The sequence below is a fragment of the Streptomyces sp. NPDC048417 genome (assembly GCF_040651615.1).
Lineage (GTDB): Bacteria > Actinomycetota > Actinomycetes > Streptomycetales > Streptomycetaceae > Streptomyces.
Window position 1 is genome coordinate 142976 of record NZ_JBEZKI010000018.1, and the last position, 26004, is coordinate 168979.

A 26004-nucleotide genomic window follows, 5' to 3' on the forward strand; every position below is an offset into this window, starting at 1 on the left:
CCATGAACATCCCCTTCCTGGGTAACAGGCACCCGCACACCGGTGACGTGCCCGTGATCGCCGACCCCGATCTGCTCGCCGAGTGCGAGCTGCTGCGTGCCCAGGCGGCCGAGGAGGGTGTCACGCTCGACGACACCCCGGCCTCGCTGGAGGCCCTCGACCAGCTGGTCCCGCGCTGGCGGGACGACGAGGAGACCCTGACCTGGCTGGGCACCGACGCCGGCCTGTATCTGGGCACCGTCCTGACCCGGACCGTGCCCGGCGCGGAATGGGAGATCCGCGCGGACGGGGAGCCGGTCGTGCGACTGGAGTCCGGGCGGGAGTTCGAGGTGGTCGAGTCCGGCCACGACTGGGCCGAGAGCGGGGTCCCCGAGCTCTCCCAGCTCTACGCGGAGGTCGCCGAGGCCTGACCGGCGGCCGTGCGGCTATCACCACGGCTATTACTACGGCGGTCATCACAGCGATCACCACGGCGGTCATCACAGGGATCACCACGGCGGTCATCACAGCGATAAAGGCGGCGTAAATACGGCTAATGCCCGAAAAGTGCGTGTCGTGCCTCAAGTCCACTCGCGGCTGGATAGTTTGCGGCAACCACGACACAGCTGAGAGTGGGTAGGGCTGCGGATGGCCGTCGATCCTTTGATCGAGCTGCGTGACGTCAACAAGTACTACGGCGAGCTCCATGTCCTGCGGGACGTCGATCTCACCGTCGGCAAGGGGGAGGTGGTCGTCGTCATCGGCCCCTCGGGGTCGGGCAAGTCGACGTTGTGCCGCACGATCAACCGCCTGGAGACCATCCAGTCCGGGAGGATCACGCTCGACGGGCAGCCGCTCCCCGAGGAGGGCAGGGCCCTCGCGAGGCTCCGTGCCGAGGTCGGCATGGTCTTCCAGTCCTTCAACCTCTTCGCACACAAGACGGTCCTGCAGAACGTCTCCCTCGCCCAGATCAAGGTCCGCGGGCGCAGGAAAGTGCAGGCCGACCGGCACTCGCGGGAACTCCTCGACCGCGTGGGCCTGTCGGCGCAGGCCGGGAGGCTCCCCGCACAGCTCTCCGGCGGCCAGCAGCAGAGGGTGGCCATCGCCCGCGCCCTCGCCATGGACCCCAAGGCCCTCCTCTTCGACGAGCCCACCTCGGCCCTCGACCCCGAGATGATCAACGAGGTCCTCGACGTCATGCGGCAGCTCGCCCGGGACGGCATGACCATGGTCGTCGTCACCCACGAGATGGGCTTCGCCCGCTCCGCCGCCAACCGCGTGGTGTTCATGGCCGACGGCCGTGTCGTCGAGGACCGCGCCCCGGAGGAGTTCTTCACCGCCCCGCGCAGCGAGCGTGCCAAGGACTTCCTGTCCAAGATCCTCAAGCACTGAGCGGGGAGCACCACCCATGGCCAGTACCGTCCGTGTGCGCCCCGCCGTGGCCCTGCTCACCGTACTGCTCGCCGCCGCGTGCGGTGGGTGTGGCAAGGAGGGCAGCCCGCCGAAGAAGGGGCCGGCTGCCGACCGGCTGCCCGACTACCAGGTGGTGCAGGACTTCCGGCTGCCCGATTCCCCGATCTGGACCCGGGCGAAGAAGCGCGGCCACTTCACCGTCGGCGTCAAGGAGGACCAGCCCTACCTCGGCGAGAGGGATCCGGCCGCCGGCGGCTACTCGGGCTTCGACATCGAGATCGCCAGGATGATGTCCGCCTCCCTCGGCCTCGCCCCGGAGACCATCCGATTCCGGACCATCGCCTCCGCCAACCGCGAGACCGCCCTGCAGAACGGCCAGATCGACTACTACGTCGGCACCTACACCATCAACGCCAACCGCAGGAAGCTGGTCGGCTTCGCCGGGCCGTACTACCTGGCCGGCCAGTCGTTGCTGGTGCGCCACGACGAGAACGACATCCACGGCCCGCAGGACCTGGCCGGCAAACGCGTCTGCTCGGCCGCCGGTTCGACGCCGTACCAGCGGATCAAGGCCGACTTCCCGAAGGCGGTCCTGGTCGCCTACGACACCTACTCCGTGTGCGTCGACAATCTGCTCACCTACCAGGTCGACGTCGTCACCACCGACGACGCCATCCTCATCGGCTACGCGGCGAAGGCCCCCGGCGAACTGAAGGTCGTCGGCAAGCCCTTCTCCGCGGAGCCGTACGGCATCGGCGTCCCACGCGGCGACACCGCCCTGCGCTTCGCGACGGACGACGCATTGGAGGCCCGTGAGAAGAACGGCGACTGGAAGAAAGCGTATGAGGCGACGCTCGGCCTGTCCGGCGTCCCCGCCCCGAAACCGCCCCCGATCGACCGCTATCCCGCGAGCTGAGCGAGGACGGCATGAACGTACTGACAGACAACTTCCGCACGTACGCCCGGGGTTTCCTCGGCACCGTCGAACTGACCGTCTACGCCTCGGTCCTTGCCCTGGTCCTGGGCTTCCTGATGGCGTCCTTCCGGGTCGCCCCCGTCGGCTCCCTGCGGATCCTCGGCACGGCCTGGGTCACCGTGCTCCGCAACACCCCGCTCACCCTGCTGTTCTTCGCGGTGCTGCTGGGCCTGCCCCGGTTCGGACTCGTGCTGCCCTTCCAGGTGTTCGCGGTCCTCGCGCTCGGCTGCTACACCTCGGCGTTCATCTGCGAGGCACTGCGCGCCGGCATCAACACCGTGCCCAAGGGGCAGGGCGAGGCGGCCCGCAGCCTGGGCATGACCTTCGGGCAGACCCTCAGCCTGGTGATCCTGCCCCAGGCGTTCCGGTCGGTCATCCCGCCGATCGGCTCCACCCTCATCGCGCTCGCCAAGAACTCCGCGATCGCGGGCGCGTTCAGCGTCACCGAACTCCTCGGCACCTACAAGACCTTGAGCGAGCTCGGCTACAACATCGTCTGGACGTTCGTCTGGATCGCCGTCGGCTACCTCGTCATCACCCTCGCGATCAGTGCCCTGTTCAACGTGCTGGAGCGAAGGTGGGGGGTCGCCCGATGATCGAGGCCACCGCGCTCTACGACGTTCCGGGTCCCGTCACCAGACGACGGCACACGGTGTACGGCATCCTGTCGGCCCTCGTCATCCTCGGTCTGGTCGCCTGGATCCTCTACCTCCTCTTCGACACCGAACAGTTCACGCACACGAAGTGGATGCCCTTCGCCTACAAGGGAATTCAGGAACTCCTGCTGCGGGGCCTCGGCAACACGCTCGCGGCCTTCGCGATGGCCGCCGTCCTCTCCCTCGCGCTGGGCGGTCTGCTGGCCACCGGGCGGCTCTCCGACCACCGTCCGGTGCGCTGGTCGGCCACCGTCGTCGTGGAGTTCTTCCGCGCCATGCCCGTACTGGTGATGATCTTCTTCGTCTTCGTGGCGCTGAAGGTCCAGCCGCTGCCCGCCCTGGTCGCCGGACTCACCCTCTACAACGGCTCGGTGCTCGCCGAGGTGTTCCGCTCAGGGGTGAACAGCGTCGAACGCGGCCAGCGGGAGGCCGCGTTCGCGCTCGGCATGCGCAAGACCCAGGTCATGTCGTACGTCCTGGTGCCACAGGCCGTACGGGCCATGCTGCCCGCCATCATCAGCCAGCTCGTGGTGGCCCTCAAGGACACCTCACTGGGCTATCTCATCACCTACGAGGAGTTCCTCCATGCCGGGAAACTGATCGCATCCAACCTCGACTACGATTTGCCCTTCATCCCTGTGGTGATGGTGATCTCGCCGATCTACATCGGGATGTGCATGTTGCTCTCGTGGTTCGCCGGCTGGGTGGCCAGACGGGAGCGGCGCAGTCCCAAGACCGAGGCCGTCGAGGTGGCCCCGGCCGAACCAGGGACGCTGCTGCCGTAGGGGCGGCAGCCAGGGCCAGGCCCGGCCGGCGGCAGCCGGAGATCACTGCTCGCGCAGCGGAACGGACACGTACGACGGGTCGTCCACCGGCGAGGAGAAGGTCAGCTGCGCGCCGGACGGGTTGTGCTCGATGTAGAGCGGGTCCACCGTGTCGACGACCAGCGCGAGCCGGTGCCCGGCCGGCACGTCGTAGGCGGTGGAGAACAGGTCCAGGTCCACGTCGAACGCCTTGCCGGGGGAGCGGTCGTACCAGGTGTACGGCGCGTTGGTGACCAGCTTGCCGAGGCCGAGCGGGCCCACGTCGTACAGGTAGGCGACGAGGGTGCCGCTCTCCTTGGTCGGGGTGAGGGTCGTGTGCAGCCGGGCCGTGCCGCGCACCCGCTGGGCGCCGCCGTACCGTTCGGACTGCCAGACGGCGGCCCAGCGGCGGGGCAGCAGCGGGATCGAGGCGACCGGCGGCAACTGGGCGATCTGGTCGAGGAGACCGGAGAGCAGGACGACGCCGCCGTCCGCCCCCGAGTCGACGTTCGCGTGGATCGTGGTCGAGTCGGCGAGTGCGATCTTCTTGCGGATGGCGCCCACCGACTTCCAGTCCGGGTAACCCTCGTACCCGCCGTCGGTACGGGACTTGAGCTGGACCGGCTGCTCGCGGTCGATGCCGTTGTCCGCGCCCTTGAGGTAGTGGTCGAACCAGCGCGCGGTGTCGGTCCACACGTCGTTGGGCAGCCCCAGCAGGCCGGTCAGCTCGGCGGTGGCGTGGTCACCGGGGCGCAGCTCCAGGCGCTTCGGGCCGGTCAGCTTCCCGTAGAAGTCGGCGTACTGGTTGGCGGGGAAGATGGAATCGCTCCAGGCGTTGGCCATGAAGACGGCCGCGCCGTTCTTGTTGAGCTGGTCGACATAGGTCGCGACGGAACGTTTCGCCCCCCAGGCGATCATGTCCTGTTCCCGCTCCAGGTTCGAGGCGTAGAAGTCCTTGAAGACCTGCCGGACTTCGGGGCTCTCGCGCCCGGTGAGGGTCGCCGAGCCGTCCAGGAGGGCGGCCGCCTCGACGTGCTGGGTACGGCCCGAGTAGATCGAGTCGATCAGATCCGCCCAGCCGCTGAGCGCGCCGACCGCCTTGATGCGCTTGTCGTGCGCGGCGGCCAGCAGACTGATCCCGGCGCCGTACGAGACCCCGGCGATGCCGATGTGCTGGGGATCGGCGGTGGTGTGGGCGAGGGCCCAGTCGATGACCTTGGACGCGTCCGCCACGTCCGGCGGACCGGCCACTTCTATCTGCCCGCCGGACTGCCAGAACCCGCGCACGTTGTAACTGAGCACGATGTAGCCGGCGTCGGCGAGCTTCTGGGCCTGGGCCAGATACTCGACCTGGGGCAGCGACCAGCTCGTGGGCAGCACGATGAGGGGGTAGCGGTGCGTGGCGTCGGCGCCCGCGGGCGTGACGACGTTCGCCTTCAGGACGGTGCCGCCGTCGCCGGTGATGTCGACGAAGCGGACGGAGGCGGCGGCCTGTGCGGCCGGCGCCAGGCCGACGACGCCGGCGGCGATGAGGGCCGCCGAGGCGGCGCCCGCGGCGGTCGTGCGCAGAGCGGCGCGGCGCCGGCCGGCGCCGCGGCTGGTGGTGCGGCGGCTCGTTGTGGTGCGACCTCGTCCCATGGGTCACTCCTCACTCGTGTCAGTGCAAAGTGACCAGACGGTAACCGCGACCCCTTACCGTAAGTAACCCGTCGGTAAGTTACGTGCGGGTAACGATTGTTGAATGGTGCAGCTACTCAGGAGGCGCGGTGCGAGGAGCGTGCGGTCTCGGTCGTGGCGGGCGGCAGCGGCGCCTGGGCGGCGCGGGTGACGTCCGAGACGAGTTCGACCACGTCCGGGCCGTACGCCTGCGAGTTGACCACCTTGAGGAGCAGCACGAAGGTGCTGTTGCCGTGCTTGCGGGCGAGCCGCTCGTGGTTGCGGGCGAGGTAGCGGGTGGCCGCCTGGTTGGTGATCGCGCGCTGTCCGCAGAAGAGGAACACCGGGCGGGCGTCCGGGCGTTGGCCGGCGGTGAGGCGGGCGAGCAGGACGTACTCCGTGATGCCCGGATCCAGGCGGTAGCGCTCGGTGCCGATCTGGAAGGCGCCGCGGTCCGGGCCCGGTTCCGGGTCGATGTTGACCCGCACGCCCGGCAGCATCGCCGACATGTGTGCCAGCATGCGCCGGTTCGACCCGGGGCCGCCCACGCAGAACTCGGTGCGCTCGCCGAAGCCCTGCTGGACGTGGTCCTGGGTCACCATCTGGAGGTTGGCGCCGCAGTCCTTGATCAGCGCGGCCAGCTCCAGGAGCGCGAACACGTCCAGGCGGTGGACCGCGGGTTCGGAGGTGGCCGGATCGCGGTTGACGACCAGCAGTGACTCCGAGTTCTCCGGAAGACCGAAAAAGGCCTGCTTGCGGCGCAGGCCGCGCCGCCACAGCGAGGTGCGGGCCAGCCAGCCGAGCGCCGCGCTGATGCCGGCGGCCACGACGCCAAGGATAATGTTGCGCAGGTCGTCATTCATGGGCGCGCATGGTAGCGGCCGCAGATGGCCGGAACGTACCCGTGTTCGAAGTGTGACGGTCGTATGACAGTGCCCTGAATGTGGCTGTCGGGGCCGGGGCCTCGCCGATACGCTGCGCGGACGTTCCGGAACTGGAGGTGCGGATGCGTCGCCCTGTCACGCGGAAACTGACCGTTCTGGCGGTCTCGGCCGCTGTGGTGTCGGTGGGGGCGGCTGCGCCTCCCGCCCCCGGTGGTGCGACCGTCGCGAAATCCCCGGTGGCCGTCGGCTACGGCGGTGCGGTCTCCAGCGTCGACGCGGACGCCACCGCCGCCGGTATCGAGGTGCTCCGCAAGGGCGGCAACGCGGTCGACGCGGCCGTGGCCACCGCCGCCGCGCTCGGGGTCACCGAGCCCTACTCCTCCGGCGTCGGCGGAGGCGGCTACTTCGTCTACTACAACGCCAAGTCCCGTACGGTGCACACGATCGACGGCCGCGAGACCGCGCCGCTGACCGCCGACTCCAACCTCTTCGTGGAGAACGGCAAGCCGCTCGCCTTCGCGGACGCCGTCAGCAGCGGGCTCAGCGTCGGCACCCCGGGGACGCCGGCCACCTGGCAGACCGCGCTCGACCAGTGGGGGACCGAACGGCTCGGTACGGTGCTCAAGCCGGCCGAACGGATCGCACGCGACGGGTTCGTCGTCGACGACACGTTCCGGTCGCAGACCGCGTCCAACGAGACGCGGTTCCGGTACTTCCCGGACACGGCGAAGCTCTTCCTGCCCGGCGGGCAGCTGCCGGCGGTGGGGTCCACCTTCAAGAACCCCGACCTGGCCCGGACCTATCAGGAGCTGGGGCGGAAGGGGATCGGGGCGATCTACAAGGGGGACCTCGGCAAGGACATCGTGTCGACGGTCAACCATCCGCCGGTGGATCCCGGTTCGGGGTGGAAGGCCCGGGCGGGCAAGCTGTCGGCGAAGGATCTGGCGGCCTACCGGGCCAAGTCACAGGCGCCCACCGAGACGGGGTACCGCGGGCTGAAGGTGTACTCGATCGCGCCGTCCTCGTCCGGAGGGACCACCGTCGGGGAAGCCCTCAACATCCTTGAGAACACCGACCTCTCGAAGGCCGATGAGGTGCAGTATCTGCACCACTTCATCGAGGCGAGCCGGATCTCGTTCGCGGACCGGGGGAGGTGGGTCGGCGACCCCGCTTTCGAGGACGTGCCGACGAAGGGGCTGCTGTCGCAGCGGTACGCCGACGAGCGGGCCGCGCTGATCCACGACGACTCGGTGCTGACGAGCCCGGTCGCGCCCGGGGACCCGAACCATCCGGGGTCGACCGGGACGGCGGCGCCGACCACGTACGAGGGCGAGAACACGACGCACCTCACGGTCGCCGACAAGTGGGGGAACGTCGTCTCCTACACGCTGACCATCGAGCAGACCGGTGGCAGCGCGATCACCGTTCCCGGGCGGGGGTTCCTGCTCAACAACGAGCTGACCGACTTCTCGTTCACGCCGGCGAACCCCGCGGTCCACGACCCGAATCTGCCGGGGCCGGGGAAGCGGCCGCGGTCCTCGATCTCGCCGACGATCGTGCTCGACAAGGCCGACAGGCCCGTGGTGGCGGTCGGTTCGCCCGGTGGGGCGACCATCATCACCACCGTGCTCCAGGTGCTGACCGAGTTCCTCGACCGGCATCTGCCGTTGGTGGACGCGATCGCCGCGCCTCGGGCGTCGCAGCGGAACGCCGCGAAGACCGAGTTGGAGCCGGCGCTGTACAACGACCCCGTGGTGAGGGGGAAGTTGGAGGCCATCGGGCAGTCGTTCTCGTTGAACCCGGAGATCGGGGCGGCTACCGGGGTGCAGCGGCTGCCGGGTGGGAAGTGGCTGGCGGCGGCGGAGACGGTGCGGCGGGGTGGTGGGGCCGCGCAGGTGGTGGATCCCGTTCGGTAGTCGGGCGGCTGCGGGTGCGTGGGGGCTGGTCGCGCCCACGCGGCGTAGCCGCAGATCGACACAGCCCCGCGGCCCCTATCGGGGCGCCTTGTCTGTCCCGAACTCCAAGTTGCCGTCCCTCACGTCCACCGTTACTTCGCTGCCTTCCGTGACCGTGCCGTCCAGGAGTCGGCGTGACAGCTGGTTGTCAACCTCCCGCTGGATGGTGCGGCGCAGTGGTCGTGCGCCGTACTCCGGCTGGTAGCCGCGTTCTGCCAGCCAGTCGACCGCCGCGTCCGTGAAGTGGGCCGTGATGCCCTGGGCGTGCAGCATGCGGCGGGTGTGCTCCAGGAGCAGCTCGGTGATCCGGTGCAGCTGGTCGCCGGTGAGCTGGCGGAAGACCACGATCTCGTCGATGCGGTTCAGGAACTCCGGGCGGAAGTGGTCCCGGAGCGGGCGCAGGACCTGTTCACGGCGGGCCTCCTCCGTCGCCTCCTCCCCGCCGGGGCCGAAGCCGATGCCGGCACCGCGCCTGGTGATCACGTCCGAGCCCAGGTTGCTCGTCATCACGATGACCGTGTTGGTGAAGTCCACCGTGCGGCCCTGGGAGTCGGTCAGGCGGCCGTCGTCCAGGACCTGGAGCAGGATGTTGAAGACGTCCGGATGGGCCTTCTCCACCTCGTCGAGGAGGAGGAGCGAGTAGGGGTGGCGGCGGACCACCTCGGTGAGCTGCCCCGCCTCCTCGTGGCCGACATAGCCGGGCGGGGCGCCGACCAGGCGGGAGACGGTGTGGCGCTCCTGGTACTCGCTCATGTCCAGGCGGACCATCCGGTCCTCGCTGCCGAACAGGATCTCGGCCAGCGCGCGGGCCAGTTCGGTCTTGCCCACGCCGGTCGGGCCGAGGAAGAGGAAGCTGCCGATCGGGCGGTCCGGGCTGGCGAGCCCGGCGCGGGAGCGGAGCACCGCCTCGGAGACGGCCGCGACCGCCTCGTCCTGGCCGATCACCCGCTGGTGCAGGTGCGCCTCCAGGCCGAGCAGCCGTTCCTTCTCCTCCTGGGTGAGGCTGCTGACCGGGATACCGGTCTGGCGGGACACCACCTCGGCGATCGCCTCGGTCGTCACCTCCAGGTTCAGCCCCTCGTCCACCTGGTCCTCGCCGGAGAGTTCGGTGGTGCGCGTCTTCAACTCGCTGATGCGGTCGCGGAGCTGGGTGGCACGCTCGTACTGTTCGTCGGCGACCGCCTGGTCCTTGTCGCAGGTGAGCTGCTCGATCTCGCGCTCTATCGCGCGTACGTCGGTGCCCTTGGTGCGCGAGCCGAGGCGGACACGGGCGCCGGCCTGGTCGATCAGGTCGATCGCCTTGTCCGGGAGCCTGCGGTCGGTGAGATAGCGGTCGGAGAGCTCCACGGCGGCGACCAGAGCCTCGTCGGTGTAGCGGACCTGGTGGTGGGCCTCGTAACGGTCGCGCAGGCCGCGCAGGATCTCGATGGTGTCCGGGACCGTCGGCTCGGGCACCAGGATCGGCTGGAAACGGCGGGCCAGCGCCGCGTCCTTCTCGATCTTGCGGAACTCCTCGAGGGTGGTCGCGCCCACGATGTGCAGCTCGCCCCGGGCCAGTGCGGGCTTGAGGATGTTGCCCGCGTCCATCGAGCCGCCCTCGCCGCCGCCTCCGGCGCCGACCACGGTGTGCAGTTCGTCGATGAAGACGACCAGCTGGTCGGAGTGGGCACGGATCTCGTTCACGATGTTGGTCAGGCGCTCCTCGAAGTCGCCCCGGAAACGGGTGCCCGCGACCACGCCGGGCAGGTCCAGGGCGATCACCCGGCGCCCGGAGAGGATGTCCGGCACGTCCCCGTCGGTGATCCGCTGGGCCAGGCCCTCGACGATCGCGGTCTTGCCGACACCGGCGTCGCCGATCAGCACGGGGTTGTTCTTGCCGCGCCGGGAGAGCACCTCGATGGTCTGCTCGATCTCGTCGTCGCGGCCGATGACCGGGTCGATCCGGCCCTCCCCGGCCAGCCCGGTCAGATCGCGGCCGTACTTGTCCAGCGTCGGTGTGCTGCTGCGCCGCCGGCTGTCCGTGCCGGTGAGGGGGCGGTCGGTCTCCTGGGCCTCCGGCGGCAGGCCGGCGGCGAACCGGGCCGCGTTCAGGATGTGCCCCGCGGCCGAGTCCGGGTTCGCGGCGAGCGCGCCCAGCACGTGCTCGGGGCCGATGTATCCGGCGCCGCCGGCCCGGGCCAGGTCGTGAGCGTCCAGCAGGGCCCGCTTGACGGCCGGGGTCAGGGACAGCGAGGTCGGCGGGGGTGCCTCGCCCGGCGGGTGCTGGACGGGGCCGGCGCGGCCGTCGATCTCCGTCGCCAGCGAGTCGGGATTCGCGCCGAACCTGCTGAGCAGGGAGCGGGTCGGCTCCGCCGTCAGGGCCGCGCGCAGCAGATGCTCGGTGTCGAGGTCCCGGCTGCCGTGTTCGGCGGCGTACTGGGCGGCGCCTTTGACCAGCTCCCGGGCGGGCTGGCTGAGCAGCCTGCCGATGTCGATCTGACGGGGGCCCTGGCGTTCCCCGCCGCCGAAGAAGCGGGCGAGGAACTCTCCGAAAGGATCCTGTCCGAAGTCGCTCGGTCCGGGGTAACCGCTGCTCATGAGCGTTCGTTCCGTTCCGGCGTCCCGGCGCCTGGCGGGACGCGCTCGCTGGTCGACGTGCCGGTCCACGCGGGTGCCCCTGCAGGGCCCGGTCACACCACCTTCGCACGCCCGCCCGAAGGGGGCATGTCCAGCACTGCGGGCCCGGGTGGCCGTCGCGCGCGGCGCGGCACCCCGCCGGGGCGCCCGGTCGGGCTCCCTCCAGCCGGTCCCCAGGAAAACCGGAATTGCCGCACGGGGTGACCGTGAAGGAGGGCGAGATCGAGACCGGCCGGGCGCCGACGCCCGCGTTCTTCACCGTCGCCGCGCTGGCCCGCGCTCTCGGCCTGTCTGTGGACGAACTGGTGGCCCGCTGCGCGCTGGCCCCGGTGTGACGCGCATCGGTCAAGATCCCGTAATGAGGGCTCTGCGCGCCCGCTGAAAACTCCCCGTAGCAGCCCCGTAACACAACTGGTGTTGCCTACGGAACCGGAGTGTTCCGGTCGGGCGGGAGTCGAGCGATGACTGTGGATCAACTCCCGGGCCGGGTACGGGAGTTCGCGAACTACCTCAACGGCCTGCTGGCGCGCCTGGACCAGGGTGCCGGCTGGTGCGCGGTGTTCTGGCAGCGCGACCCCGACGGTATGCAGGCCTGCCTCAGCGGCCGGGAGGTCCCGCCCTGGGACATCATGGAGGCGCTTCTCCAGGACCTCGCGACCGCCTACGGCCCCGAGGCCGCCGCCCGTGCGGCCGGGCAGGCCCGGCAGCTGCACGCCGGCGCCCTCGCCGCGTACGACGCCCGGCCGGGCGCCCGGGAGAACCTGAGCGACCGCCTCGACGTCATGCTCCGCGAACAGCGCTACGCCGCCGAGCGGCTGGCCCAGCTCGGCCGCGCGTACAGCTCCGCGCACTCCCGCGAGGAGGCCGAGTCCCTTGACATCGACCTCGCCTGGGCCCGCGACGACCACGAACGGGCCTCCGCCCGGTGTGCCGAACTCCGGTCCCGGATGGGACGGCTGGAGCAGCAGGCCGAGCTGGGGCCGCCGGCTCCCGGCCCGGCCGGCGTACCGACCGCGCACACATCCGTGGCCGGCCCGACCGCGCACGCGACCGGTGCGACGATGCGCGGCCGCTCGGACGGGGGTACGCCCGACGGCGGCGCGGCCCCACCGGCCCCCGCCCCGGAGACCCCCGAAGCCCCCGCCCCCGCCCCCGCCAAGCAGCGCAAGCGGCGACGGGGCAGTGCCCGTTTCGCCGGGATGGCGGAGGACGAGGCCGTGCCCCCCGCCGTACCGCAGACACCGGAGGCGGCCGTACCCGCGGCCCCCGGTGGCCGTCGCACCCCGCGCGGGGCCCGGTTCGCCGGGGCCGCCGAGGCGCCGGTGCGGCCGGAGCCGGTGGTGGAGCGGGCCGACGAGGAGGCGGGACAGGCCGTGGCGGGGGCCGTGGCGCGACTCGAACGGCTGCGCGCCGAGGGTCGTACCGGCGAGGCGCACGCGCTTCTGGCCGAGGCCGCGCAGTGGCCCGCCGCCCGGTTCCCGCTGCTCGCGGACGCCCTCCAGCGGGCCGGGCTCGGCGCCGACTGGGCCACGCTGCTCTGGGAGACGGCCTCGCTGCCGCCCGCCCGGCTGGTGGCGGCCGCCGACGCCCTGACCGCCGCGGGCCGGACCGCCGACGGCCGCCAGATCCTCCGCCAGGGCGTCGTCCGCCCCGCCACCGAGATCGGCGAGGCCGTCCTCGCCCTGGACGCGGCAGGCCGCCACCGCGAGGTCCGGGCCCTGCTGGACACCTACGTCCAGGTCCGCACCCCGGAGGAGGCGGCGCACAGCGCGGAACCCGACCCGCACCGACTGGTTCCGCTGCTCCTCCGCTCCGCCCAGGCGATCTCCGACCAATGCCACTGGGACCTGCTGCACGCGCTCAGGGTGGCGGGCCTCACGTGCTGACGGACGTGCGCTTCGGCCCGTGCATCCGCCAGCCAGGTTAGAAACGAGATCGACTCGGCGGCTTAACGACGATGGTCTTGGCAAGGACTCCGAGGAGGCTTACTTTCGACCCTCTACGGGCGTAGAAGGAGCAGCTCATGGCCAACGTCGTACGCGCCGCTCTGGTCCAGGCCACCTGGACCGGCGACACCGAGTCCATGGTGGCGAAACACGAGGTGCACGCCCGCGAGGCGGCCCGCCGGGGTGCGAAGATCATCGGATTTCAGGAAGTCTTCAACGCCCCCTACTTCTGCCAGGTCCAGGAACCCGAGCACTACCGCTGGGCCGAGCCGGTCCCGGACGGCCCCACGGTCCGTCGTATGCAGGAGCTGGCACGCGAGACCGGCATGGTCGTCGTCGTCCCGGTGTTCGAGGTCGAGCAGTCCGGGTTCTACTACAACACCGCCGTGGTGATCGACGCCGACGGCAGCGTCCTCGGCAAGTACCGCAAGCACCACATCCCGCAGGTCAAGGGCTTCTGGGAGAAGTACTACTTCAAGCCCGGGAACGTCGGCTGGCCGGTCTTCGACACCGCCGTCGGCAAGGTCGGCGTGTACATCTGCTACGACCGCCACTTCCCGGAGGGCTGGCGGCAACTCGGTCTCAACGGCGCCCAGTTGGTGTACAACCCGTCGGCGACCTCGCGCGGCCTGTCGGCCCACCTCTGGCAGTTGGAGCAGCCGGCCGCGGCCGTCGCCAACGAGTACTTCATCGCCGCCATCAACCGGGTGGGCCAGGAGGAGTACGGCGACAACGATTTCTACGGCACGAGCTATTTCGTCGATCCACGTGGGCAGTTCGTGGGGGAGGTGGCGAGCGACAAGAGCGAGGAACTCGTCGTCCGTGACCTCGACTTCGACCTGATCGAAGAAGTACGGCAGCAGTGGGCCTTCTACCGCGACCGCCGTCCCGACGCCTACGAAGGGCTGGTACAGCCGTGAACGACCTCTTCGCCCGCCACCGCCAGGTCCTGCCCGACTGGCTGGCCCTCTACTACGACGAGCCCCTCGAAATCACCCACGGCGAGGGCCGGCACGTCTGGGACGCGGAAGGCAACCGCTACCTCGACTTCTTCGGCGGCATCCTCACCACGATGACCGCGCACGCGCTCCCCGAGGTGACGAAGGCGGTGAGCGAGCAGGCAGGACGGATCGTCCACTCCTCCACGCTCTACCTCAACCGCCCCATGGTCGAACTGGCCGAACGGGTAGCCCACTTGAGCGGCATCCCGGACGCCCGGGTCTTCTTCACCACCTCCGGCACCGAGGCCAACGACACCGCCCTGCTGCTCGCGACCACCTACCGCCGGACCAACACCGTCCTGGCGATGCGCAACAGCTACCACGGCCGCTCCTTCAGCGCCGTCGGCATCACCGGCAACAAGGGCTGGTCCCCGACCTCCCTCTCGCCGCTCCAGACGCTGTACGTCCACGGTGGCGTCCGCACCCGGGGCCCGTACGCCGAGCTGAACGACCGCGACTTCATCGCGGCCTGCGTCGACGACCTGCGCGACCTCCTCGGCCACACCCGCCCGCCGGCCGCGCTGATCGCCGAGCCCATCCAGGGAGTCGGCGGCTTCACCTCCCCGCCCGACGGGCTGTACGCGGCCTTCCGCAAGGTCCTCCAGGAGCAGGGCATCCTCTGGATCGCCGACGAGGTGCAGACCGGCTGGGGCCGCACCGGCGAGCACTTCTGGGGCTGGCAGGCACACGGCCAGAGCGGCCCGCCGGACATCGTCACCTTCGCCAAGGGCATCGGCAACGGCATGTCCATCGGCGGGGTGATCGCCCGCTCCGAGATCATGAACTGCCTGGACTCCAACAGCATCTCGACGTTCGGCGGCACCCAGATCACCATGGCGGCGGGCCTCGCCAACCTGTCGTACCTCCTGGACCACGACCTCCAGGGCAACGCCCGCCGGGTGGGAGGCCTGCTCATCGAACGCCTGCGCGGAGTCGCCGCCCAGCTGCCCGGCGTACGGGAGGTCCGGGGCCGCGGCCTGATGATCGGCGTCGAACTGGTCAAGCCCGGCACGGACGAGGCCGACCCCAAGTCCGCGTCGACGGTCCTGGAAGCGGCGCGCGAAGCCGGCCTCCTGATCGGCAAGGGCGGCGGTCACAACACGAGCGCGTTGCGCATCGCCCCGCCGCTGTCGCTGACGGTGGCGGAGGCGGAGGAGGGCGCGGCGATTCTCGAACAGGCGTTGAGGAGTGCCTATTAGACGGGGCGCCTGTTAGGCGCCCCGCACTCGAGCGCCCCGTCAGGGGCGCGGGACTGTATCGATGTGCGGCTCCGCCGCGTGGGCGCGATCAACCCCCACTGGCCCGCAGGCCTCACACGCACCGAACCCGACCAAGGGACCACGCAAGATGACCGCCACTTGGGATCCCACGAACACCACAGACAGCCCCATACTGTCGGTCCGTCAGATCCTGTCCCTGGAACGGGTCCTGGCCGGCGACCCCGAGGTGGTCGCCGGCGCCGCCCACCTCGACCGCCCCGTCCGCTGGGTGCACGTGGCCGAGGCCCCCGACGTCGGTGTCATGCTCACCGGCGGCGAGATGGTCCTCACCACCGGTGTCCTGCTCGCAGACGACGCGCACAAGCAGGCCGAGTACATCCAGTCCCTGCACCGGGCCGAGACCGCCGCGGTCGTCCTCGGCCTCGGCCGCGCCTTCCCGTCCCCACCCGACGCCATGCGCCGCGCGGCGGACCGCTGCGGCCTCCCCCTGGTGGTCCTGCACCGCCCCTTCCCCTTCGCCGAACTGACGGAGGAGGTCCAGTCCCGTCTGGTACGGCGGAAGTTCGCCGCCGTCAGCCTCTCCGAGTCGGTCCGTACCGCCCTCACCGGCCTCATCACCGCCGGCGCCCCCCTGCAACGCCTCCTCGACGAGATCGCCGTGCACAGCGCCTGCCCGGTCGTCGTCACCAACCTCGCGCACCGGGTGCTGGCCACCGCGGGGGAGCGGTCGGCCGTGGACGACGTGCTGCGCGACTGGGAGCGCATCGCCCGGCAGGCCGGCGGCGGCGAGGGCGACGGCTGGATCCGCGCCGAACTCGGCGGCCGCGGGGAGCGCTGGGGTCAGATCATGCTCTGCGGCTACCGCGGCGACACCGCCACCGGGCGGCTGCTCGCCGACCGCGGCGCCGAGGCCCTGGTCCTGCACCGCATGCTCGGCGGCGGCTCCGCCCACAGCTGGGAGGAGCAGTCCGCGCAGAGCCTGCTGACCGACCTGGTCTCCGGGGTCGTACCGGCCCGGCAGCTGCTGCCCAGGGCGCGGGCGGCCGGACTGCCGGTCAACCGGCGGACCTTCGTCCCCCTCGTCGTACGGGACGCCGAACCGGCCCAACTGGAGAGAACCCTCCGCCTGCTGGGGCTGCCCGGACTCGTCGCCGAGCTCACCGAACGGGTCACCGCCGTCCTGCTCAGCCTCGCCCGCGACCAGGACGCCGACGCCCTCGCCACGCACTTCGCCGTCCGGCTGCAGGGCGACGCGGCTCAGCCGCAGGCGGTGGTCGCCGCCGCGGGCCCCCGTACCGCCTGGGACGACGTGCCCGCCGGTCTGCGCGAGGCCCAGCACGTGGCCGACGCCGTCGCCGACTCCTCGGACGCCCTCGACCTGCCCCCCGTCATACGGCTCAAGGACGTACACCTGCGGGGCCTGATCCGGCTGCTCCGCGACGACCCGCACGTCCAGTCCTTCGCCGAGCGCGAGCTGGACGGGCTGCTCTGCGGAAAGGGCGTCGACCAGGACCTGCTGGGCGTCCTGCGGACGTATCTCGCCTCCGGCCGCAACAAGTCCCGCACCGCCCAGCTGCACCACGTCTCGCGGCCCGCGCTGTACCGCCGCCTGGAGGCGATACAGGCCCGGCTCGGCGTCGACCTCGACGACTTCGAACAGGCGGCCTCCGTGCACATCGCACTCCTCGCACATGACGCGCAACAGCGGTGAAATATGCGACGACCTGGGAAAACGGCGGTGAAACATGAGCCGACGACCGCGTGACACGGTGACACGCGGAGCGCCCGCAGACGTGACACCGTGCCACTCAAAGCCCGCTTTCGGACTTCCTAGGCTCCTCGCACACCGAGCGACCGGAGGTCCCGATGAGCCGAGTGATTCGTGCCGCCCTGTTCCAGACCGCCTGGACCGGCGACAAGGAGTCGATGATCCAGGTCCACGAGCAGGCGGTCCGCGACGCGGCCGCGCAGGGCGCCCAGGTCCTGTGCTTCCAGGAACTGTTCTACGGACCCTACTTCTGCCAGGTCCAGGACAAGGCGTTCTACGAGTACGCCGAGCAAGTACCGGATGGCCCGGTCGTCCAGCGTTTCCAGGCCCTCGCGCGGGAGCTGGGCATCGTCCTGATCCTGCCGGTGTACGAGGAGGAGCAGCCCGGCGTCCTCTACAACACCGCGGCCGTGATCGACGCGGACGGCTCGTACCTCGGCAAGTACCGCAAGCACCACATCCCCCAGGTGCCCGGCTTCTGGGAGAAGTTCTACTTCCGCCCGGGGAACGCGGGCTGGCCGGTCTTCGAGACCGCCGTCGGGAAGATCGGCGTCTACATCTGCTACGACCGGCACTTCCCGGAGGGCTGGCGGGCCTTGGGCCTCGGCGGTGCGGAGATCGTCTTCAACCCGTCGGCCACCTCGCGCGGACTCTCCCGCTACCTCTGGCAGCTGGAGCAGCCGGCGGCGGCCGTCGCCAACGAGTACTTCGTCGGCGCGATCAACCGGGTCGGCGTGGAGGACCTGGGCGACAACGACTTCTACGGGACCTCGTACTTCGTGGACCCGGAGGGCCAGTTCGTCGGCGAGGTGGCCTCCGACAAGGAGACCGAACTCGTCGTCCGCGACCTGGACCTGGCCAAGCTGCGCGAGGTCCGCGACCGCTGGCAGTTCTTCCGGGACCGTCGCCCGGACGCGTACGGCCCGCTCACGGCTCCGTAGCAGCAGACGGCATCACCCGCGCCCCTGAAAGGGCGAAGCCCCTGTCAGGGGCGCGGGGCGGCACTGAACATGCGGCTACCGCCGCGCAGGCGCGACCAGCCACGTCGGACCCGCACGTGACCACGAACGAGAGGACCCCATGACCGGCCGTACAGTAATCCGCGGCGGACTCGTCATCACCGCGTCCGACGAGATCCACGCCGACGTCCTGATCGAGGACGGCCGTATCGCCGCCCTCGCCGCCTCCGCAACCCCCGCCGCCGAGGCCTTCACCACCGAGCGGAGCATCGACGCCACCGGCAAGTACGTCATCCCGGGCGGTGTCGACGCCCACACCCACATGGAACTGCCGTTCGGCGGCACCTTCGCCTCCGACACCTTCGAGACGGGCACCCGTGCCGCCGCCTGGGGCGGTACGACGACGATCGTCGACTTCGCGGTGCAGAGTGTCGGGCACGGTCTGCGCGAGGGGCTCGACGCCTGGCACGCCAAGGCCGAGGGCAACTGCGCTATCGACTACGGCTTCCACATGATCGTCTCCGATGTGAACCAGGAGACGCTCAAGGAGATGGACCTGCTGGTCGAGGAGGGGGTGACCTCCTTCAAGCAGTTCATGGCCTACCCGGGCGTCTTCTACTCCGACGACGGCCAGATCCTGCGGGCCATGCAGCGCTCCGCCGAGAACGGCGGCCTGATCATGATGCACGCCGAGAACGGCATCGCCATCGACGTGCTGGTGGAGCAGGCGCTGGCCCGCGGCGAGACCGACCCCCGCTACCACGGGGAGGTGCGCAAGGCCCTGCTCGAAGCCGAGGCCACGCACCGGGCCATCAAGCTCGCGCAGGTGGCCGGCGCCCCGCTGTACGTCGTACACGTCTCGGCCATGGAGGCGGTGGCCGAGCTGGCGCGGGCCCGCGACGAGGGGCTGCCCGTCTTCGGCGAGACCTGCCCGCAGTACCTGTTCCTGTCGACCGACAACCTCGCCGAGCCCGACTTCGAAGGCTCGAAGTACGTGTGCTCGACCCCGCTCAGGCCCAAGGAGCACCAGGCCAAGCTCTGGCAGGGCCTGCGGACCGACGACCTCCAGGTGGTCTCCACCGACCACTGCCCCTTCTGCTTCGTGGGCCAGAAGGAGCTGGGGCGAGGCGACTTCTCGAAGATCCCCAACGGCCTGCCCGGCGTCGAGAACCGCATGGACCTGCTCCACCAGGCCGTCGTCGACGGGCACATCTCGCGCCGCCGCTGGATCGAGATCGCCTGTGCCGCCCCGGCCCGGATGTTCGGGATGTATCCGAAGAAGGGCACCATCACCCCGGGTGCCGACGCCGACGTCGTCATCTACGACCCGCACGCCGAGCAGATCGTCTCCGCGGAGACCCACCACATGAACGTCGACTACTCGGCGTACGAGGGCAAGCGGCTCACCGGCCGGGTCGAGACGGTCCTCTCGCGCGGCGAACTCGTCATCGACCAGCGGAAGTTTGCGGGGCGTGCCGGCCACGGCCTGTACACGCCCCGCTCAACTTGCCAGTACCTCCAATGAGGTCACGCCACAGCAACTAGGAGTGGCGCCCGTGACCCTGCCCCGAGGGGGCTTCCCATCCGAAGATTGCGGTCCAGCCCGAACCGGCCCATCGCTGGGCAAAAGAAACGCTACTAGATCTTTGCGAGGAGACCGATGGACTTCGGACTAGTCCTACAAACCGACCCTCCTGCCTCCCGTGTCATCAGCCTGATGAAGCGGGCCGAACGCAACGGCTTCTCCTACGGCTGGACCTTCGACTCCGCCGTGCTCTGGCAGGAACCGTTCGTGATCTACAGTCAGATCCTCGCCAACACCACTAAGCTGACGGTCGGTCCGATGGTCACCAACCCGGGCACCCGCACCTGGGAGGTCACCGCCTCCACCTTCGCCACCCTCAACGACATGTTCGGCAACCGCACCGTCTGCGGCATCGGCCGCGGCGACTCCGCGATGCGGGTGGCCGGGCGCAAGCCCAACACCCTCGCCCGGATCAGCGAGGCCATGAAGGTCATCCGGGCGCTGGGCCGGGGCGAGGAGGCCGACCTGGGCGGCACGGTGATCCGGTTCCCGTGGATCAAGCCCGGTGCCGAACTCCCCGTCTGGATGGCCGCGTACGGCCCGAAGGCGCTCAAGATGACCGGCGAGGAGGCCGACGGCTTCATCCTCCAGCTGTCCGACCTCTACCTCACCGAGTACATGGTGAAGGCGGTGAAGGACGCGGCGGTGGCCGCCGGACGTGACCCGTCCGAGGTCAGGATCTGTGTCGCAGCCCCGGCGTACGTCACCGAGGACGACTCGCCCGAGGCTCTGGCGCACGCCCGTGACCAGTGCCGCTGGTTCGGCGGCATGGTCGGTAACCACGTCGCCGACCTCGTCGCCAAGTACGGCGAGCACTCAGCCGCCGTACCCGACGAACTCACCGACTACATCAAGTCCCGCCAGGCTTACGACTATGCGCACCACGGGCGCAGCGGCAACCCCGACACCGAGTTCGTACCCGACGAGATCGTCGACCGGTTCTGCCTCATCGGGTCGGCCGAGAAGCACATCGAGAAGCTGAACGCACTGCGCGAGCTGGGCGTCGACCAGTTCGCCGTCTACGACATGCACGACGCGCAGGAAGCCACCATCGACGCGTACGGGAGCAAGGTCATCCCGGCCGTCAACGGCTGATCCGCACACACCGGTTGATCTCCCCCTTCCCGCCGTCCCGGGAAGGGGGTCCCCACACACCCCCGCTCACCTCCCCCCACGACGCCACCCGCACGGCCTTTCTCCCGTCCCGTCTCCTCCCGATTGGCCTGCCCATGACCGACACCGCTCCCACGGCCATACCGCCGTCCGGCCAAATCACCACCTCCGACGGGCGCGTCGAGCTCGCCCCGAGCTCCCCGCCGCCGACCGGTCCCTACGCCAACGAGGACCTGCTGCCGGTCCCCGTCGAAAAGCGCACGTGGACCACGTACAACTTCTCCGCGCTCTGGGTCGGCATGGCCCACAACACGGCCTCCTGGACCCTCGCCTCCGGGCTGATCGCGGTCGGCATGGACTGGAAACAGGCCGTGTTCACCATCGCCCTGGCCAACCTGATCGTCCTCGTCCCGATGCTGCTCACCGGGCACGCCGGACCTAAGTACGGCATCCCCTTCCCGGTCTTCGCCCGCGCCAGCTTCGGCGTACGCGGCGCCAACCTCCCCGCCGTCGTACGGGCGTTGGTGGCCTGCGGCTGGTTCGGCATCCAGACCTGGATCGGCGGCGAGGCCATCTACTTCCTCGCCGGCAAGCTCATCGGCGACAGCTGGGCGAACGCCTCGCACATCGGCGGCTACGCCTGGACCATGTGGCTGTCGTTCGCGATCTTCTGGGCGCTCCAGGTCGCCATCATCTACCGGGGCATGGAGACCATCCGCCGCTTCGAGAACTGGGCCGCGCCCTTCGTGATCGTCGGCGCGGTCGTGATGCTGGTCTGGATGAGCAACAAGGCCGGCGGTCTCGGCCCGCTCTTCGACCAGCCCTCCAAGCTCGGCTGGGGCGGCGACTTCTGGAAGCTGTTCTGGCCCTCGCTGATGGGCATGATCGGCTTCTGGTCCACCCTGAGCCTGAACATCCCCGACTTCACCCGGTACGGCAAGAGCCAGAAGGCGCAGACCTGGGGCCAGGCCCTCGGTCTGCCGACCACGATGACCCTGTTCGCGTTCCTGTCGGTCCTGGTGACCTCCGGTTCCCAGGCCGTGTACGGCGAGCCGATCTGGGACCCGGTGCAGCTGGCCGCCAAGACGGACAACGTGGTCGGGCTGCTCTACGCCCTGGTCACCGTCCTCGTCGCGACCCTGTCCGTGAACATCGCGGCCAACCTGGTGTCGCCGTCGTTCGACTTCTCCAACATCGCGCCCCGCAGGATCAGTTTCCGTACCGGCGCCCTGATCACCTGCGTGCTCGGTGTGGTGATCTTCCCGTGGAAGCTGTACTCCGACCCGCAGGGCTACATCTTCACCTGGCTCGGCCTGGTCGGCGGTCTGCTCGGCACGGTCGCCGGCATCCTCATCGCCGACTACTGGCTGCTGCGCCGGACCCGCCTCGACCTGACCGACCTGTACCGCACGGGCGGACGCTACTGGTACGACGGCGGCTGGAACTGGCGGGCGGTCGTGGCCTTCCTCGTCGGCGGTGTCCTCGCCGTCGGCGGCGCCAGCTTCAAACCGCTGTTCGACGGCCGCCCGATCCCGGCGCTGTCCTCGCTCGCCGACTACGGCTGGGCGGTCGGCCTCGGCACGTCCCTGGTGCTGTATGTGGGGCTGACCCTGCTGACGAGGCGCACCCCCGAAGAGGCATGAGCGCGAAGGGCGGCCAGGACGGTTACTGGCTGCCCTTCAGCGCGGTCACCGCGCTCTTCGCCGCCTTGATGGCGCCCTTGTTGATCTCGTCCGTGTCCGGCGCCTTCTTGCTCTCGAAGTCGCTGCCGTTGTAGGTGACGACCACCAGCGCGTTGGAGACCTGGGCCATCACCACGCCCTCACGGGTCTGCTGCTTGTCCTCGGTGGTGAGGTTCACCACCGAGTAGCCGTTGTCGCCGAGCCCGGGCACGGCCCCGCCGCCGCTCTTCTCCGCGACCCGCTCCTTGTACTCCTTCGCCGCGGCCGCGTCCGTTTCCATGATCTCGAAGGAGACGTCGAGCCAGCGGTAGTCGTACCCCTTGAGCGCGTTCCAGGAGCAGGTGCGGCGCAGCTTGGTGTCCGTGGAGGGGATCTCCTTGCCGGCCGTCTTCGCGCCCGGCACCAGCGACTTGATGGTGGCCACGGGGATGCTGCCGCAGGGCGCGGGCGCGGCGGCGTACGCCTTGGTGGCCGCCGTCGATGTCGTGGACGACGACGGGTCGTCGCTCGCCGACTGGCCGGCGGTCTGCTGGGTCGGGGTGTCACCGGAGGCGGTGGTGGACGTCTTGTCCGGACCCGACGCCATCGCCCAGCCCGCACAGGCGAGCACGGCGACCGGCGTCAGGCGCGCGGTGAGGGCGAGTGGCAGTGGTAGAGAACGCAAGTCGCACTTCTCGTGGGGGACGGTGTGCCGAGGTGTCCACACTGCGGACGGGACGCCAGTGTCACACGAGTCACTGTGGGGTGGAAGTGGAATCGGCGTCTTGCCTGTGCGGCAGGCACTTACGCCCTGTTGACGAGGCCCGCGGGCCCGTCCCCGTACATCCGGAATGTCGTGTGGCCGCGGTCCCCGTACTTCCGGAATGTCGTGACTGCAGCCGGCTCTGGAAGGTGACCGGAGTCACCGCCGCGCGCGGTCGCGCGAGTTGCCGAACAGCAGCCGGTAACCGATGAGGAGGACCAGGGAGCCGGCGATCGCGGCGCCCCAGGTGTAGAGGTCGAAGAACTGCTTCTCCACCGGGCGGTCGAGGAAGCGGGCCGAGAGCCAGCCGCCGACGAAGGCGCCCGCGACTCCGATGAGGGTGGTGCCGATCAGGCCACCCGGGTCACGGCCGGGCAGCAGGACCTTGGCGATGGCTCCTGCGAGGAGGCCGAGGATGATCCAGCTGATGATGCCCACGTTCGTTGTCCTCCCGATACGGGGTGGTGCCTTGCTCAGTTGCCTTGTTGCGCAAGCTTATGAACGGAGGAGGTCGTCCGGGGTGCCTGACGCCGAGCCGTCGATGATCTGTCACCCGGTCATGACAATGCGGGGAACACGTGGAGGACATTGCGGGGAGGCCCCGCAGGGGTCAGTGATCGAACGCCTACACTGAGTGTGCTTCTGTGCGGCGACTGTGAGGGGAGGGAGCGGGCTGTGGGGGAGGACATCGGTGGCTTCACGGACCCCTCCGACGGAGTACTGACGGAGGCGGCCGCGGTGTTCGGGCTGCTCGCCTCGCCGGCCCGGCTGCACCTCGTGTGGGCGCTGTCCCAGGGGGAGAGCGACGTGACCTGCCTCGCCGACCGGGTCGGCGGCGCCCTGCCCGCGGTCAGCCAGCACCTGGCCAAGCTCAAGCTCGCCGGTCTGGTGCGGTCCCGCCGGGAGGGGCGCCGGCAGATCTACTATGTGGACGATCCGGACATCGTGACCGTGGTGCGGGTGGCCGTCGGCCAGCTCACCGCCCGCTCGTACCAAGTCCCGGCGCCGGCGCGTCGATTGCGCGAGGCCGGGGTCTGAGGACGCCGGGGCGGACCTGACGGCGCGGGCGCTCCCGGGGTTCCGCGGGGGTGCCCGGGCGTTTCCATGAGATCACTCACCTGTGAAATCCGACGGGGTTCGTGCTGCTCGGGCTGTGGGTTTGTTAGATTGCGCAATCACGCAACCCAAGTGGGCCCACCTCGCGCCTGCCCGTACACCGCCGCGTACGGGACGACCTTACTGTCCGCGGGCCCCACCCGTTCATGGGAGTGGAAGATGACCGACCCGTGGGACGGCCCGGGGGGGCAGGCCACGCGGAGCCGCACCGACCGGGTGCCCGGACAGCGTGGTGCCCTGCCCGACGGGACGCGCCCGACCGGTGGCCGGGCCGCGGCCCGGCAGGCGGCCAGATCCCGCGGTGGCAGAGGGTCCCGACGGGCCAGGCCGACGGGCCGCGGCAGGCGGGCGCTGAAGATCGTCGGCCTGGTCACCGCCGTCCTGGTCCTGGTCACGGCCGGCGCGGGCTGGTGGTTCTACCAGCACCTGAACGGCAACATCAACAGCGTCTCCCTGGACGGCAAGGGCGGCACCGAGAAGGCCGACGCGTTCGGCCGGACCCCGATCAACATCCTGGTGATCGGCTCGGACGGCCGTACCAGCTCCGAGGACTGCAAGCTCGGCGGCGGCTGCAAGGAGACCGGGGTACAGACCGGCAACGGCAACGCGGACGTGGAGATGGTCGTCCACATATCCGCGGACCGCTCCAACGCCACAGTCATGAGCATTCCCCGCGACACCATGGTCAACGTGCCGGCCTGCAAGGACAGCGCGAGCGGCCAGTCCACGTCCGGCTACTACGGCCAGGTCAACAGCGCCCTCGAGTACGGGCCCGCCTGCCAGGTCGACACCATCCACCAGCTCACCGGCATCACCATCGACCACTTCGTGAAGCTGGACTTCTCGGGCGTGGTCAAGATGTCCGACGCGGTCGGCGGTGTCTCCGTCTGTGTCAACTCCAACGTGTACGACACCTACTCGCACCTCAAGCTGTCCAAGGGCACCCACACCCTCAAGGGCGAGGCCGCGCTGGAGTTCGTCCGCTCCCGGCACGGCTTCGGCGACGGCAGCGACCTCGGCCGTACCGTCTCCCAGCACATCTTCCTCAGCGCGATGATCCGCAAGTTCAAGAGCGCGGGCACACTCACCGACCCCACCGCGGTCTACAAGCTCGCCGACGCCGCCACCAAGGCGCTCACCGTGGACGACGGCCTCGGCACCGTCAAGAAGCTGATATCGCTGGCGGCCGACGTGAACAAGGTCCCCACCAAACGGATGACCTTCACCACCATGCAGACCGCCCCGGACCCGGCCAACAGCAACCGCGTGGTGGTGGGCGACGGCGCCAAGGACCTGTTCGCCACCATGGCCAACGACCAGTCGCTGACCACCAGTTCCGGCAAGAAGTCGTCGGCCGCCTCGGCCACCGCGAAGCCGAAGGCCACCACCGCGACCGTGCCCGCCGCCCAGATCGCCGTGACCGTCGAGAACGGCACCGGCATCACGGGCCGCGCCTCCGCGATCGCGACCTCGCTGATCTCGCAGGGCTTCAGCAGCGGTACCACCACAGCCAACGCCCCCAACTCCGCGACCACGACCACCGTGACCTACGGGAGCGGCGACAAGGCCAAGGCGCAGACCGTCGCCAAGGCCCTGGACGTACCCAGCTCGCACATCAAGCAGGGCACCGGCACCGGCGTCACCCTGATCATCGGCAGCGACTGGACGACCGGCACCAGCTACCCGGCCAGCGCCGGCGACACCAAGGCCGCCGTCTCCAACGCCAACGCCTCGACCGCCGACGACTCCAAGACCTGCGCCAAGGTCAGCCCCTACAAGACCGTCAGCCTCAACGGGGTCGCGATGACACCGGCCCAGGCGTACGCGGCGGCGAGCGGCAAGCCCGACTCGGACGAGGGATAGGACAGGGCGCCGACCAGCCGGAGCAGTGCGGTGGGGGATGCGGTCCACCACCCGTCCCGCCCTCCAGGGGA

At 70.1% G+C, this 26004-nt stretch carries 21 protein-coding genes and 1 pseudogene; 17 read left to right on the top strand and 5 right to left on the bottom strand.

The window, feature by feature from the left end; all coding sequences use genetic code 11:
• Window positions 1-2 precede the first annotated feature (2 nt).
• From AB0D59_RS27815 to AB0D59_RS27835, 5 genes are all read left to right on the top strand, one after another.
• Window positions 3-410: a DUF6278 family protein gene (locus AB0D59_RS27815; protein ID WP_362570703.1), complete on the top strand. Its 408-nt coding sequence runs from the start codon at window positions 3-5 to the stop codon at window positions 408-410.
• 217 nt (window positions 411-627) lie between these two features.
• The gene (locus AB0D59_RS27820) at window positions 628-1371 is read left to right on the top strand and encodes an amino acid ABC transporter ATP-binding protein (RefSeq protein ID WP_362570706.1); all 744 of its coding nucleotides are present in this window, start codon (window positions 628-630) and stop codon (window positions 1369-1371) included.
• A 16-nt stretch (window positions 1372-1387) separates the two neighbouring features.
• Window positions 1388-2308 (top strand): glutamate ABC transporter substrate-binding protein, encoded by a 921-nt coding sequence (locus AB0D59_RS27825; RefSeq protein WP_362570708.1) that lies wholly within the window; start codon window positions 1388-1390, stop codon window positions 2306-2308.
• Window positions 2309-2319: 11 nt separating this feature from the next.
• Complete coding sequence (locus tag AB0D59_RS27830; RefSeq protein ID WP_362570711.1) at window positions 2320-2964, top strand: amino acid ABC transporter permease; 645 nt, start codon at window positions 2320-2322, stop codon at window positions 2962-2964.
• On the top strand, window positions 2961-3809 hold the full coding sequence (locus tag AB0D59_RS27835) for an amino acid ABC transporter permease (protein WP_362570714.1): 849 nt from the start codon (window positions 2961-2963) through the stop codon (window positions 3807-3809). The genes AB0D59_RS27830 and AB0D59_RS27835 overlap by 4 nt, the downstream gene beginning before the upstream one ends.
• Before the next feature lie 42 nt (window positions 3810-3851).
• Here the strand turns inward: AB0D59_RS27835 and AB0D59_RS27840 are convergent, their stop codons facing one another.
• Entirely contained in the window at window positions 3852-5465 is a 1614-nt protein-coding gene (locus AB0D59_RS27840; protein ID WP_362570717.1) for an alpha/beta fold hydrolase, read from the bottom strand.
• Between the two features lie 116 nt (window positions 5466-5581).
• Window positions 5582-6346, bottom strand: a complete 765-nt coding sequence (locus AB0D59_RS27845; RefSeq protein ID WP_362570720.1) for a hypothetical protein — start codon at window positions 6344-6346, stop codon at window positions 5582-5584.
• Window positions 6347-6489: 143 nt separating this feature from the next.
• Here AB0D59_RS27845 and ggt point away from each other — a divergent pair, with 143 nt between their 5' ends.
• Complete coding sequence (ggt, locus tag AB0D59_RS27850; protein ID WP_362570723.1) at window positions 6490-8283, top strand: gamma-glutamyltransferase; 1794 nt, start codon at window positions 6490-6492, stop codon at window positions 8281-8283.
• Window positions 8284-8358: 75 nt separating this feature from the next.
• On the opposite strand, the gene AB0D59_RS27855 is transcribed toward ggt, so the two are convergent.
• Window positions 8359-10899 (bottom strand): ATP-dependent Clp protease ATP-binding subunit, encoded by a 2541-nt coding sequence (locus AB0D59_RS27855; RefSeq protein WP_362570726.1) that lies wholly within the window; start codon window positions 10897-10899, stop codon window positions 8359-8361.
• 236 nt (window positions 10900-11135) lie between these two features.
• On the opposite strand from AB0D59_RS27855, the pseudogene AB0D59_RS27860 reads away from it, so the two are divergent.
• The 9 genes and pseudogenes from AB0D59_RS27860 to AB0D59_RS27900 form a co-directional block, all read left to right on the top strand.
• Window positions 11136-11273, top strand: a pseudogene (locus AB0D59_RS27860) (XRE family transcriptional regulator); the annotation flags it as partial.
• 126 nt (window positions 11274-11399) lie between these two features.
• The gene (locus AB0D59_RS27865) at window positions 11400-12824 is read left to right on the top strand and encodes a hypothetical protein (RefSeq protein WP_362570729.1); all 1425 of its coding nucleotides are present in this window, start codon (window positions 11400-11402) and stop codon (window positions 12822-12824) included.
• 137 nt (window positions 12825-12961) lie between these two features.
• Window positions 12962-13804, top strand: a complete 843-nt coding sequence (locus AB0D59_RS27870) for a nitrilase-related carbon-nitrogen hydrolase (RefSeq protein WP_362570731.1) — start codon at window positions 12962-12964, stop codon at window positions 13802-13804.
• Window positions 13801-15084, top strand: coding sequence for an aspartate aminotransferase family protein (locus AB0D59_RS27875; protein WP_362570733.1), 1284 nt, complete (start codon window positions 13801-13803; stop codon window positions 15082-15084). The genes AB0D59_RS27870 and AB0D59_RS27875 overlap by 4 nt, the downstream gene beginning before the upstream one ends.
• Window positions 15085-15232: 148 nt before the next feature.
• Window positions 15233-16816, top strand: a complete 1584-nt coding sequence (locus tag AB0D59_RS27880) for a PucR family transcriptional regulator (protein ID WP_362570736.1) — start codon at window positions 15233-15235, stop codon at window positions 16814-16816.
• 155 nt (window positions 16817-16971) lie between these two features.
• Window positions 16972-17814: a nitrilase-related carbon-nitrogen hydrolase gene (locus AB0D59_RS27885; protein WP_362570739.1), complete on the top strand. Its 843-nt coding sequence runs from the start codon at window positions 16972-16974 to the stop codon at window positions 17812-17814.
• Between the two features lie 139 nt (window positions 17815-17953).
• On the top strand, window positions 17954-19357 hold the full coding sequence (gene hydA / locus AB0D59_RS27890) for a dihydropyrimidinase (protein WP_362570742.1): 1404 nt from the start codon (window positions 17954-17956) through the stop codon (window positions 19355-19357).
• A 135-nt stretch (window positions 19358-19492) separates the two neighbouring features.
• Window positions 19493-20512, top strand: a complete 1020-nt coding sequence (locus tag AB0D59_RS27895; protein ID WP_362570744.1) for a TIGR03842 family LLM class F420-dependent oxidoreductase — start codon at window positions 19493-19495, stop codon at window positions 20510-20512.
• Window positions 20513-20646: 134 nt separating this feature from the next.
• The gene (locus AB0D59_RS27900) at window positions 20647-22173 is read left to right on the top strand and encodes an NCS1 family nucleobase:cation symporter-1 (protein WP_362570747.1); all 1527 of its coding nucleotides are present in this window, start codon (window positions 20647-20649) and stop codon (window positions 22171-22173) included.
• A gap of 22 nt (window positions 22174-22195) precedes the next feature.
• Here AB0D59_RS27900 and AB0D59_RS27905 read toward each other — a convergent pair whose 3' ends face one another.
• Together AB0D59_RS27905 and AB0D59_RS27910 are read right to left on the bottom strand one after the other, a co-directional pair.
• A complete protein-coding gene (locus tag AB0D59_RS27905; protein WP_362570750.1) occupies window positions 22196-22876 on the bottom strand; it encodes a hypothetical protein in 681 nt (226 codons plus the stop codon).
• A 237-nt stretch (window positions 22877-23113) separates the two neighbouring features.
• A complete protein-coding gene (locus tag AB0D59_RS27910; RefSeq protein ID WP_362570753.1) occupies window positions 23114-23392 on the bottom strand; it encodes a GlsB/YeaQ/YmgE family stress response membrane protein in 279 nt (92 codons plus the stop codon).
• Window positions 23393-23629: 237 nt separating this feature from the next.
• Here AB0D59_RS27910 and AB0D59_RS27915 point away from each other — a divergent pair, with 237 nt between their 5' ends.
• A complete protein-coding gene (locus tag AB0D59_RS27915) occupies window positions 23630-23992 on the top strand; it encodes a metalloregulator ArsR/SmtB family transcription factor (protein WP_362570755.1) in 363 nt (120 codons plus the stop codon).
• Window positions 23993-24229: 237 nt separating this feature from the next.
• Window positions 24230-25933: an LCP family protein gene (locus tag AB0D59_RS27920; protein ID WP_362570757.1), complete on the top strand. Its 1704-nt coding sequence runs from the start codon at window positions 24230-24232 to the stop codon at window positions 25931-25933.
• Window positions 25934-26004: the final 71 nt, after the last annotated feature.